The following is an 11723-nucleotide window of genomic DNA, read 5'->3' on the forward strand; positions in this document are numbered from 1 at the left end:
GAATAATTATAATTTAATAAGCGCATAAAAAAAGGATTGAAGCAAATAGAGCGTGCAAGAGTGCTAGTACTTTCTCTTCAATCCTTAAATTATGAATTTCTTCTTAAAGCAGTCAGTATGATTAAAGTGCTCTTCTATGGCATTACCAAATTTTGTACGCTTCAGCCGTTTCTTTTAACCACGCTCTAAAATCCGGATGCGCAATTTCAATTAATCTTTTTACACGCTCCCTGATAGAGGTCCCTCTAAGTGAAGCCACACCATACTCCGTTACAACATAATCCACATCATTTCTTGAAAGTGAAACGATGGCTCCTGGGGATAAGATTGGCACGATCTTAGATTTTTCCACAAGTTTTCCCGTTTCAGAATCTTTTACAGTTGTAGTTGCATATAAAGCAATAAAGGATTTACCGCCTTTGCTGTTTTGAGCACCAATTGCAGTATCTGCTTGCCCACCAGTGCCACTGATTTGTTTAGTCCCAATAGATTCTGAACAGCACTGACCTGTCAGATCTACTTCAATAGAAGTATTTATGGAAATCATTTTGACATTCTGTCCAATCACGTGTGGATCATTGACGTATGCGCCATCTAAAATGGCCACAGCAGGATTGTCATCTATAAACTTATACAGTTTTTCGCTTCCAAGGGCAAAGGCTGCAACCATTTTCCCCCTATGAATTGATTTCTGTGTATTGTCTATCGCACCGGATTCAAATAAATCCACCATCCCATCTGTAAACATTTCGGTGTGAATCCCTAAGTGTTTTTTAGTCTTAAGCGCATCTGCAACTGCATTGGGTATGCCTCCTATTCCAAGTTGGATCGTAGAACCATCTTCTATAAGATCAGCAATCCATTTCCCTATTATTTTATCTTTTTCATTGATAGCCGTCGGTTGTAATTCGGGCATTTTATAATCCGTCTCAATGATAAAATCCACCTGCGAGATATGAAGTGTTGTATCTCCAAAAGTTCTAGGTACATTTGGATTCATTTCTAAAATAACCAGATCAGCGGCTTCAATCATTTCCACTTCATACACGGCACTAAGTCCCAAAGATACATAACCATGCGCGTCAATCCACGAGCAATTTCCAATATAGATATTGGGTTTTCTAAAATCAATTCTTTTTTTAGCAGAGAAATGGAGATGGTTCGGTATAAACGTCACATTTTTATAATCATGACATTTTCTCATGGGGCCACTGTAAAACCACCCTTCCATTAAGAAAGAATCCCTATACTCTGGCACCGTATAGAAATCATAAAGTCCCATGGGTAGGCAAGTCATAATGTGCACATCCTGTACACGCTCATGAATTTCATGAAGCCTAGACAGCATAAGTTGAGGTTCTGCACCTGCTAATCCCGACACAATATGATCCCCTGATTTTATTTTTAAAAGCGCTTCATCCACAGGGATGACTTTATTTTGATAATTAGACAATTTGCTCACTCCTCTCCCCCCAAATGATTACATTAGCAGCCCATGCATAACCAATCCCAGCCGCAATCATTGAAACAACTGAGCCATTATGCAGCTTACCCGACTCAATCGCAAGATGCAATGACAGAATTTGATCGACTTGACCAATATGGCCATATTCACTAAGATAAATCGACTGTTCCTCATTTAAACCCAGCAAGTCGAGCATATGTTTATGCATGGAAGCCTTAAAGTGAAGCACTGCTAAGTAATCTAACGCTCTTTTATCCACTTTTGATTTTATGAATGCCTGTTCAATGCAATTCATCCAATTTTTCATGGAAACATCATTAAGCCTATTTTTCATGTGCTCCGCATCCATCAGCCTGAGTGATTTATAAGCTTCTCGCTGATTTTCATCTGTAATCGGATTGATTATCCCGCCAATTTCAACCCCTGCATCTCTAGCCATACTGCCATCTGACATAATATGTGATTCTAAGAGCCTATTGCGCTGATAATCCGCCTTTAATAAAATGGCCCCTGCACCTGCACCCAAATTGAACATCATACTCATGTCTTTATCGCTGTAATCTACAAGATCCCCATTTCGATAACCCCCACAGATCAAAATGGTTTGAATACTCTCATCAGCGACTAACATATCCTTGGCTATTTTCATAGCAGTTACCGTCGTGCAACACCTGTTTTGAATGTCTATTCCCCAAGCATTGGTTGCCCCTATTTGTTCTTGAATATATATGGCTGATGTCGTGAGTGGATATTCTTTCCACTCCTCACCCATACATAAAATAACATCGATTTCAAGCGGATCAATTCCCGTTCTTTTCAAGCAATCAAGCGCTGCCTTAACACCCATCTCCTGTGTGCCATCTTCTGGTCCAGGAATTGGTTTTTTCGTAAATCCCAATTTATGAATAACAGCATCTTCAGTCCATATGCCATGCGTTGATTCAGAGATTTCTTTTGCAGTCATAAAAGTTTCTGGGATATAAATGCCTGTGCCTACTATTCCTACTGTTCTCATTGACATAGATTCCTCCTATTCGTTTCGTCAATGAGATAAATCGCAAAACCTATGCCAACTTATTTCAGCGAACTCATCCTCGTCTAACAGCATCGAGTCGGCTGAACATCACGGCTCTATGCTGGACGCAGACTAAGAATTTATCATCAAACTTTGTACACATTTCTGTACAAAAAAAGAACAGTGTCCAAATTATTGACAGCACATTTGGACACTACTTAGGTAAATGATAAAGATTTAAATCGTTTAGATTAATTTATATTTCTCAATTTTCTCATATAAACTCGTTCTGCTAATCCCAAGGAGCTTGGCTGCTTTTAATTTATTGTGCTGAACTGCAACGAGACAATTTGAAATCGTCGTCTTCTCAACTTCTTCTACAGCTTCTTTAAGATTTTGAATCTTGGGAATTTCGGTATAAACACTTTGATTTTTAACAAGAATATATTGAGGCAAATGAAATAATTCAATGGTTTCATTGTCAACCATATTGATGGCGCGTTCAATGATGTTTTCAAGCTCTCTAATGTTACCTGGCCAGTTATATGCTTTAAGACATTCCAGTGCCTCCACCGTGATATTGCTCACATAATGCCCTAAACTGTTAGAAAGCTTCTCCATAAGTTTGAGTGATAAAAGCTCAATATCCTCTTTTCGATCTCTTAATGGTGGCACCTCAATATTGATAACATTTAGCCTGTAATAGAGGTCTTCCCTAAACTCATTTGCTTTAATCCGTTCGATCAAATTTCGATTTGTCGCAGCAATGATTCTACAGTCCACAGGAATCGTTTTATTACTGCCAATTCTTTCAATTTCACGCTCTTGTAATACTCTGAGAATTTTAACTTGCATATCTAGTGGCATATCTCCAATTTCATCAAGGAAAATCGTCCCACCGTTTGCGAGTTCAAATTTCCCGATTTTGCCTTGTTTCTTTGCACCTGTAAAAGCACCTTCTTCATATCCAAAGAGTTCCGATTCTAATAAATCTTTGGGAATCGCCGCACAGTTAATTTTGACAAAAGGGCCATCAAACCGTTTTGAATCGTTGTGAATAGCATGTGCAAAAAGTTCTTTTCCAGTGCCACTTTCTCCCATGATTAAGACATTGGAATCCGTCTTAGCTGACTTTGAAGACATTGCCTTAACACGTTGCATGGTTAACGAATTGCCGATAATCGTATCCCATGAATATTTAGCGCCACGCATATTTTTCAACTCTTCTTGATAAATAGAAAGCTTGCCTTCAAGTAGCTTATTGCGTTCAAGAACTTCTTGCAGTTTTTTGAGATCATCAAATATGACCATTCCAAAGCCATAGAGTACTTCCCCATCATCATCTAATACTGGAATTCGATGAACCAATGCCGTATGCCCGTTAGAAAATTTATGTTTGTAAGCAATTTCAGGTTTTTTGGATTTAAATACGTAAGGAAATCTCGTGTTCGGATCTATGACATTAACTTTCTTACCAATCAGTTCAGCTCTTGTATGACCCAAATACGCTGCAAATTCTTCATTGATCATCATGATTTCGGTTTCTTTATTGACCAAAATAATAGGCACTGGTATTGGGTCAAAAATTTGGTGCATGTTTTGAACAAAATAAGCGTCCAATAATGGACTTTCATTACGTTTCATTATCTCACTTCCATCTCTTAAAGCATTTAATCATATTATATCGGATTCCTAAATAAATTGAAACCGATTTGATAGGATTATGTTCAACTATAAGTACTTGCAAATTTGATACCAATTGATCGCATTCGGAAATACGACATTCCATCCTAAGGTATTCAACTCAAATTTTCTATAGGCTGAAAAACTGCCACAAAACTGCCACGCAAATTCGTTGATTTATTTTACAAAATGTTCCGATGCTATCCGTGTCAAACTAATACTATAAAGGAGGTTAATATGAGAATTTCTAGTTCAGATCAACAATACTACATCAGTCAAACGCAAAAGCAAACCACATCAGGATCACAATCTTATGATGCTTCAACACTTGCACTTGCAAACGCTCTTTTTTCAACTGCCACTTACGCTTCTGATTCAGATTCATCATCAAGCGTTGATCGTATCAAAAGCGATATGTTAAGTGATCCTAAAGTTCAGATGATGAAGCACAAAATTAAAAGTATTGATGAAGGCGAAAGCACAAAAATGGAAACTATCAAAACTGCCATGGATAACGTCTCCGAATCTGATTTAGATGCTATGAGTCTTGAGGATAAACAAGCGCTCTTAGCTTCTGTAGATTCTGCATTATCTGGCGAAGAAGCAAGCACAGCTGAAATCGAAGCACTTTCAGAAGACGAATTGACACAAATTCTTACAGATATTCAGGCGCAAGCTCAGCAAATGGCTCAAGGTCCAAGTGGTCCGGGTGGTCCGGGCGGTCTAGGCGGTCCAGGTGGTCCAGGTGGTCCAGGCGGTCTAGGTGGCGCCAGTGCTGTTTCTGATGTAGAAGATGATGATGATGAAATCAGCACGCTTCAAACGCTATTAGATGCATTATATGCAGAGGATGAAGACGAAGATAATACAACCACCGAAGCCTCATCTTCCACTAATTTTGCGTCTAATTTTCTCCAAAACTATGCGATTAGTCAATACTTAAGCTCCTCAAGTGTTAAAACAAATCCATTGTTTGATATTTCCGAGTAGCTTTTCATTGAAATAAGCATGTGCTAAAAATTAGCAAAAAAAAAATAAGGCTTTGATTTAATCAAGCCTTATTTTTTTTAATTATAAATCCAAATCCTCGAATGGTTTCTATTTGAATCTGCGCCTGAGCTTCTTTTAATTTCTTACGTAGCCTTTTTACAGTATCATCTGTAGCGCGCGTCTCAATGGGGTACTCAATTTGCCAGATTTCATTTAACAATTCTTCTCGACTTATGGCTTTATTTTCATGCTCAGCAAGATACACTAAAAATTGATACTCAAGCCGTGTCAGTGCTATTTCATTTCCTGATACCTCAACGCTCTGAGAACCACAGTAAATATGAACATTTTTGAGTTCAAATTCTCGATATTCATTCACGGATGGATTTCCCCACATTTTAGCCACGCCCCCTTAAAATAGGTCTATATGAATTCATATTATCCCCTAAATCTAAACTCATATTAAAACATTTCTTAATTTATTCTAAAATCGAATTTTATAAGCCTATTTTTTCATATCCATAAGGCGTAAAAAAACCACTGATATCCTCTGGATCATATCGGTGGTTTCTAGATTTTGCGCATCTTTATTTATAATTGACAACCAGTGTTCCCGTAATGCCATCAATACCTTCTTTTGCTTTTTCAAGAGAAGTAATTAAAGCCTTACGCCCAGGTTTAGAATTTGCAAATTTAAGTGCCGCTTGTACTTTTGGAAGCATGCTTCCTGGTGCAAAATGACCTTCAGCAATATATTGATTTGCCTCTTCAGAAGATAGCGTGGATAACCATTTTTCTTCCGGTTTTCCAAAGTTAATCGCTACTTTTTCAACTGCCGTTAAAATGATTAAATAGTCAGCATCTAAAAGTTCAGCAATCTTTGCAGATGCAAAGTCTTTATCAATTACAGCAGGAATTCCAACAAGTGCATTTCCATCTCTGTAAACTGGAATACCACCACCACCAACAGTAATGACAACATGTCCTTTTTCAACTAAAGCCTTAACCGTCTCTTTTTCGGCAACATCTATTGGCATTGGAGAAGCGACAACACGTCTGTATCCCCTACCAGCATCTTCTACCATGACATAACCTTTTTCGGCAACCATTTGCTCTGCTTCTTCTTTTGAATAAAAAGCACCAATAGGTTTGGTTGGATTTTGAAATGCGGGGTCATTTTTATCAACAATAACCTGAGTAATGACAGTTGCAACTGGTATCGCCATATTTCTATTTAAGAGCTCTTCTCTGATGGCATTTTGAAGATGATATCCAATATAACCTTGGCTCATGGCGCCACACTCAGGAAAAGGCATTTCAGGTGTTTTGGCTTCAGATTGTGAAGCCGTTGACATTGCAAGGTTAATCATGCCAACTTGTGGTCCATTACCATGTGCTAATATAACTTCATGTCCTGCCACAATGAGATCAACGATTGGTTTTGCCGTATGTTTAACGAGTTGTAATTGTTCTTCTGGATTCTTTCCAAGTGCATTACCGCCTAGAGCGACAACGATTTTATCCTTCATTTTCATAAAAAAGCCCTCCTATAACTTATATAATGTATAAGCGCCTCATGTAGAGGCGCAATATAATCATACAAGCTGCTATTTAATAGTACAATGTTAAAGGATTACAAATTACCTGCAGTTGAAACCATAATGGCTTTGATTGTGTGCATTCTGTTTTCTGCTTCATCAAATACAACTGAATGTTTGCTTCTGAACACTTCGTCAGTAACTTCCATTTCATCGATACCGTGAGCTTCTTTAACTTGAACGCCAACTTCAGTCATTTGATCATGGAATGCTGGTAAACAGTGCATGAAAATCACATCGTTGTTTTCAGTTTTCTTGATCATTTCCATATTGACTTGGTATGGCTTTAATTGTTTGATTCTCTCAGCGAACATATGCTCTTCGCCCATTGAAACCCAAACATCTGTATATATAACATCTGCGCCTTTAACAGCATCTACAGATTCACTTAATTCAATTTGTCCACCAGTTGCTTTACAAACTTCTTTCATTTCAGCAACAAGCGCTTCAGTTGGCCATAATTCTTTTGGTGCAAGCGCAACGAAATGCATGCCCATTTTAGCAGCACCGATCATTAATGAGTTCCCCATATTATTTCTCGCATCACCTGCATAGACAAATTTAACTTTGTTAAGCGGTTTAGCAACATGTTCCATAATGGTTAAAAAATCTGCTAAAATTTGAGTTGGGTGATACATATCTGTTAATCCATTCCAAACTGGAACGCCAGCAAATTTCGCTAAATCTTCAACTGTTTCTTGCTTAAACCCTCTAAATTCAATCCCATCATAAAATCTACCGAGCACTTTAGCCGTATCTTCAATACTCTCTTTTTTACCCATTTGGCTATTGGTTAAGAAAGTAACTTGAGCGCCCTCATCAAATGCCGCAACTTCAAATGCACATCTTGTTCTAGTAGAAGCTTTTTCAAATAACAATACGATATTTTTGCCTTCTAATAGATTGCCTCTAATTCCAGCACGTTTTTTAGCTTTTAAATCTTTTGAAAGATCCAATAAATATCTAATTTCTTCAGATGTAAAGTCTTTTAAAGTCAATAAATGTCTTCCTTTTAAATTTACAGGCATGAGCTGTTCCTCCTTAAAAATGGTTTGAAATATATCTTTGCTTAAGTGGCGTTAATTACCTACAACATCATTTTACCCTATGTTATAGCATTATGCATCTCAATTATTGAGATTTGAACTTAATATTCTGCCTTATGATTGATCTTCTTATTATAAATGATAAACCTTTGAGTAACTCTAAGGTCAACTGTTTTTTTTGAATTTTATAATTAAAGTTAAACCCCTTATAATTTATCCCTATAAAGTGGCATAGACATGCATCTTGGGCCTCCACGACCTCGGGATAATTCCGACGATGGGATGATGTGCAGTTTTACCCCTTCCTCTTCTAAAAGTCTATTGGTCACATGATTTCTTGAATAAACAATAACTTCTCCCGGTGCTATGGCAAGTGTATTGGAACCATCATTCCACTGTTCTCTTCCAGCATCAATTCCTCTTTTCCCACCACATCGAATCAATTTCACTTGGTCTCCCTCAAGATATTTCGTTAAGATATCCTCTAGTTTTTTCGTTTCCTTTTCAATCACATACTCACCTTTACTGTCGCCCCTTTGAATTGAATACACCGTTAACGGCCCTTCAATTTCAGGATGTATCGTGAATTTATTATGATCTACCATCGTAAATACAGTATCCAAATGCATAAAAGCACGTTCCTTTGGAATGTCAAATGCTAAAATGGTTTCAAAAGGTTGGCCATCTGCAAAAACCCGTTTGGCGATTGTATCAATCGCAGCTGCATCCGTTCTTTGAGACACACCAATTGCAATAACTTTATCACTTAACACAAGTTCATCGCCACCTTCTATTGAATAAGGTTGATCTCGATCATACCAATAAGGTATAGATGCATCCTTAAACATGGCGTGATATTTAAAGATATACTTTGCAAAAATGGTCTCTCTTCTTCTGGTTACAGTTCTCATTTTGTTAAGTGATATGCCTGTGCCAATAGTTGCAAACGGATCTCTTGTAAAATACAGATTTGGCATTGGGTCTACCACAAAAGGATAATCCGATTCGATCATATCTGCTAAAGAATAAGATAAACCTACTTTGAATTCTTCGCGCCTAATCCCCGCCATCATCTTATCCACGAGCATTTGATCATCACAAAAACTTTGATAATAAGCTGTCACTTGATCCATTCTCGTTTTGTTGAGAATCCCTGCTTCCTTTACGAACTCTTCTATAAAAATTTGCTTTACGGACTCATCTTTAATGGTTTCAGCCATTAATTTCTCAAGGTAGAGCACTTCAACACCATTGCGCTTAAATACATCAGCAAAAGCATCGTGTTCTTCACGTGCAACTTTTAGATAAGGAATATCATCGAATAGCAGTCTTTCCATCAAGTCCGGTGTCAAGTTTTCGATTTCTTCACCAGGTCTGTGTAGCAGTACTTTTTTAAGTTTTCCGATTTCCGAATAGACTTGTAATCCATTGTGATTCATATTAACCCCTCTTTCAGCCACCACCAGATTATGGTATTTTATTCATTGTGTTAACCTTCTCACTTAGTATACCACTTCTTTTTTAATTTTATCAACCCCTGTTTTTCAATGTTTTCAAGATGTTGTTGTTTTTTTATACACGTCGTGCATATTCATCCAGTGAATAAAATTACATATTTTTACACTCTCAGGCGTTCATTTACCCCTTCACTGACTTATACCTTTTATAGCGTCCAAATAACCACAACCCCAATTGTATATTAATGAATTAGATTTAATAAAATTGTTCCCTATTTTTTTAAATTTTCTCACAATTCTGGTGTTTCTATTTCATGCGCATCACATTTGCCCTAATTTTTTTGGCTCAATTCCAGTCGCATTCAAATTTTAGGCAAAAAAAAATAAGGTTCCCAGCCTTATTTTCATGATACCTTTATTTTATCGGTCGTACCCAAAATTGTAACTTCAACAGACTCTGTTAATATGTCTGAGTAGCTAAATGACACTGTTCTCTCCGAATCTCTACCTTCATCAACACGAACGGTAAAAACGCTTGGAAACGCATCTTGTATGATGCCTTCTCTTACCTTTGCTTTACGTTTTCCCTTATTCGTTCTTAGGATGACCTTTTTACCCAAACAGTCTTGTACATTTTTTTTGATATCGTCTAATGTCTGTCTAGTTGCCAACTCTACCACCATCCTTATACTATAGCTAAATTTATTGTATCATTACAGACATAAATTGTCAACTATTATACAACGTCTCTTAAACATTGTCAATACTCATTTTCTACATTTTAATTACTTTTTCTCTAATATGTTAACAAATATTTAACAATTTGCAAAAAAGTTTACTACGCTTTTTATCCCATCTCTATAGTACTTTTCACCTAGATAAAGTGGCGCTGCTTCTATAATGACGGGTTTTTCAGTATTGGATATGATTTCCAAAACTTTTAAAGTGTCAAAAGCCCAGCCATCTTCTACACGCTGTTCAACATGAGGAACAATATGCTTAAATTTCTGATAGTATTCGCTGCTGGCATAAACGCCTTCTCCTTTTGTCGTCCACAAATGAAAAGCATCTGCTACTTCTGATAAATTTTTAAGTATGTTCATAAAATCGAAACCCCAGATCTTGGAGGCAAAATAAAGGTGCCCTGTATCCACCAGAATTCCTAAATTTGAAAATTTGAGTATTTCATCTATCCACATTTGCGGTTTATAAAAATTCACATTAGAGCCAAAGTACTCAAGCAGTAATTTAACCTTGTATCGTCTGGCGAGCGCATTTATCTTTGCAAGTACAACTCTAAGCCTATCGACAAAGAGTTCTTCTGCCTCAATCACATGGATTACACCTGGAAAATGTAGCACATAATACTCGATATCATATTTTGAAAGCGCACTTAAATTGAGTTCAATCATTTCAAATGCAATTTCACCATCTTGCTCCAAAAAAAAAGCATCCAAATAGTCTCTTGTAAATCGCTCTGGCAGCTCAATCGGCAAATGTACAGACAAAGGGATTTTAAGCCTGTTTGCACGCTGAATTTCATCATAAACTTTCTTTTGATGCATTTTAAAAGTGCCTTCTCTTCCAAGGCAAACTTCTACACACTCTAACTTGTATTGACTTAATGCCTCTATATTGAAATGAACTGTATTCGTACCCAGCATTGGTCACCTCTCGTTTAATTATTTAATGCTTTTTTAATACCTCGTTTTATATGAAATTTGATAAAATAAGAGTAAGAAATTTACTTTGGACTCTCATATTTTATCATAATCCGACACGATGTAAAACGTGCCGATTAATCAACGAAAGGAGCGATTTCCCATGATTAAAAATTTGAGTATCACATTTGTTTTTTTGATAGTCTGCCTTATAGGCGCATCTGTCACAACGATATTTCTCCCGGCTGCACATTTGCTCGTCATCACTATTAACATCGCAGCTGTAGGGCTTCTAATCATTGGAATCGCATTGATCATCACTTTAATTATCGATCGTTATCGAGATTATAAAAAAGAAAATGATGATTACAAAAAGTATTGATAATTCTAGTGTTTACTCAAAGGAGGCGTTTCTATGTTGTTGGTTAATACACCTGATATTCCTGGCAAAAATATCATTCGGACAATTGGGCTGGTAAGAGGTAGTACGATTCGCGCAAAACACATTGGTAAAGACATCACTTCAGCTTTCCGTCATCTCGTAGGGGGAGAAATGAAAGAATACAGCGAAATGCTAAATGAAGCTCGGCAAATCGCAACTAAACTCATGGTAGATGAAGCTACTGAACAAGGTGCAAATGCCATCATTAACGTTCGATATACCACTTCAAGTGTTATCCAAGGTGCCGCTGAAATTTTAGCTTATGGTACTGCCGTTATCGTTGAAGACTAGGTTATGCATGAAAAGACTCCTCAAAAAAGAGGACGGTGCACTAAGCTCTTAATTTTCTATTGAAAATTTTAGAGC

12 protein-coding genes are annotated in these 11723 nt (G+C 37.1%); 3 read left to right on the forward strand and 9 right to left on the reverse strand.

Annotated features, from left to right (window positions below; all coding sequences use genetic code 11):
- Nucleotides 1-142: 142 nt before the first annotated feature.
- The 3 genes from F3D3_RS03675 to F3D3_RS24985 form a co-directional block, all read right to left on the reverse strand.
- Nucleotides 143-1462 carry an acetyl-CoA hydrolase/transferase family protein gene (locus F3D3_RS03675; RefSeq protein WP_069871299.1) on the reverse strand — a complete coding sequence of 440 codons (1320 nt, stop codon included), beginning with the start codon at nucleotides 1460-1462 and terminating at the stop codon, nucleotides 143-145.
- Entirely contained in the window at nucleotides 1446-2486 is a 1041-nt protein-coding gene (locus F3D3_RS03680) for a 3-oxoacyl-ACP synthase (protein ID WP_069871301.1), read from the reverse strand. Before F3D3_RS03680 ends, F3D3_RS03675 begins: the two co-directional genes overlap by 17 nt.
- A 240-nt stretch (nucleotides 2487-2726) precedes the next feature.
- A complete protein-coding gene (locus F3D3_RS24985) occupies nucleotides 2727-4124 on the reverse strand; it encodes a sigma-54-dependent Fis family transcriptional regulator (protein ID WP_069871303.1) in 1398 nt (465 codons plus the stop codon).
- Between the two features lie 276 nt (nucleotides 4125-4400).
- On the opposite strand from F3D3_RS24985, the gene F3D3_RS24005 reads away from it, so the two are divergent.
- A complete protein-coding gene (locus tag F3D3_RS24005) occupies nucleotides 4401-5153 on the forward strand; it encodes a hypothetical protein (RefSeq protein ID WP_069871305.1) in 753 nt (250 codons plus the stop codon).
- A gap of 61 nt (nucleotides 5154-5214) precedes the next feature.
- On the opposite strand, the gene F3D3_RS03695 is transcribed toward F3D3_RS24005, so the two are convergent.
- The 6 genes from F3D3_RS03695 to F3D3_RS03720 form a co-directional block, all read right to left on the reverse strand.
- Complete coding sequence (locus tag F3D3_RS03695; protein WP_069871307.1) at nucleotides 5215-5550, reverse strand: winged helix-turn-helix domain-containing protein; 336 nt, start codon at nucleotides 5548-5550, stop codon at nucleotides 5215-5217.
- Between the two features lie 190 nt (nucleotides 5551-5740).
- The gene (gene arcC / locus F3D3_RS03700) at nucleotides 5741-6682 is read right to left on the reverse strand and encodes a carbamate kinase (RefSeq protein ID WP_069871418.1); all 942 of its coding nucleotides are present in this window, start codon (nucleotides 6680-6682) and stop codon (nucleotides 5741-5743) included.
- Nucleotides 6683-6786: 104 nt separating this feature from the next.
- Entirely contained in the window at nucleotides 6787-7779 is a 993-nt protein-coding gene (argF, locus tag F3D3_RS03705; RefSeq protein WP_069871308.1) for an ornithine carbamoyltransferase, read from the reverse strand.
- A 224-nt stretch (nucleotides 7780-8003) separates the two neighbouring features.
- Nucleotides 8004-9236, reverse strand: a complete 1233-nt coding sequence (gene arcA, locus F3D3_RS03710) for an arginine deiminase (protein ID WP_069871310.1) — start codon at nucleotides 9234-9236, stop codon at nucleotides 8004-8006.
- Nucleotides 9237-9658: 422 nt separating this feature from the next.
- Nucleotides 9659-9925, reverse strand: a complete 267-nt coding sequence (locus F3D3_RS03715) for a Veg family protein (RefSeq protein WP_242877067.1) — start codon at nucleotides 9923-9925, stop codon at nucleotides 9659-9661.
- 144 nt (nucleotides 9926-10069) lie between these two features.
- Entirely contained in the window at nucleotides 10070-10918 is an 849-nt protein-coding gene (locus tag F3D3_RS03720; protein WP_069871313.1) for a sugar phosphate isomerase/epimerase, read from the reverse strand.
- A 160-nt stretch (nucleotides 10919-11078) separates the two neighbouring features.
- Here F3D3_RS03720 and F3D3_RS03725 point away from each other — a divergent pair, with 160 nt between their 5' ends.
- Both F3D3_RS03725 and F3D3_RS03730 read left to right on the forward strand, forming a co-directional pair.
- Nucleotides 11079-11297: a hypothetical protein gene (locus F3D3_RS03725; protein ID WP_069871315.1), complete on the forward strand. Its 219-nt coding sequence runs from the start codon at nucleotides 11079-11081 to the stop codon at nucleotides 11295-11297.
- A gap of 33 nt (nucleotides 11298-11330) precedes the next feature.
- Nucleotides 11331-11648, forward strand: a complete 318-nt coding sequence (locus tag F3D3_RS03730) for a YbjQ family protein (protein ID WP_069871317.1) — start codon at nucleotides 11331-11333, stop codon at nucleotides 11646-11648.
- Nucleotides 11649-11723 lie beyond the last annotated feature (75 nt).

The sequence above is a fragment of the Fusibacter sp. 3D3 genome, from assembly GCF_001748365.1.
Lineage (GTDB): Bacteria > Bacillota > Clostridia > Peptostreptococcales > Acidaminobacteraceae > Fusibacter_A.

Excerpts from the sequence above, each read along its gene's own strand:
- F3D3_RS03725 (WP_069871315.1), top strand. The coding sequence starts at position 11,079 with ATGATTAAAAATTTGAGTATCACATTTGTTTTTTTGATAGTCTGCCTT.
- F3D3_RS24005 (WP_069871305.1), top strand. The coding sequence starts at position 4,401 with ATGAGAATTTCTAGTTCAGATCAACAATACTACATCAGTCAAACGCAA.
- F3D3_RS03730 (WP_069871317.1), top strand. The coding sequence starts at position 11,331 with ATGTTGTTGGTTAATACACCTGATATTCCTGGCAAAAATATCATTCGG.
- F3D3_RS03680 (WP_069871301.1), bottom strand. The coding sequence starts at position 2,486 with ATGTCAATGAGAACAGTAGGAATAGTAGGCACAGGCATTTATATCCCA.
- arcA (WP_069871310.1), bottom strand. The coding sequence starts at position 9,236 with ATGAATCACAATGGATTACAAGTCTATTCGGAAATCGGAAAACTTAAA.
- F3D3_RS03720 (WP_069871313.1), bottom strand. The coding sequence starts at position 10,918 with ATGCTGGGTACGAATACAGTTCATTTCAATATAGAGGCATTAAGTCAA.
- arcC (WP_069871418.1), bottom strand. The coding sequence starts at position 6,682 with ATGAAGGATAAAATCGTTGTCGCTCTAGGCGGTAATGCACTTGGAAAG.
- F3D3_RS24985 (WP_069871303.1), bottom strand. The coding sequence starts at position 4,124 with ATGAAACGTAATGAAAGTCCATTATTGGACGCTTATTTTGTTCAAAAC.
- argF (WP_069871308.1), bottom strand. The coding sequence starts at position 7,779 with ATGCCTGTAAATTTAAAAGGAAGACATTTATTGACTTTAAAAGACTTT.
- F3D3_RS03695 (WP_069871307.1), bottom strand. The coding sequence starts at position 5,550 with ATGTGGGGAAATCCATCCGTGAATGAATATCGAGAATTTGAACTCAAA.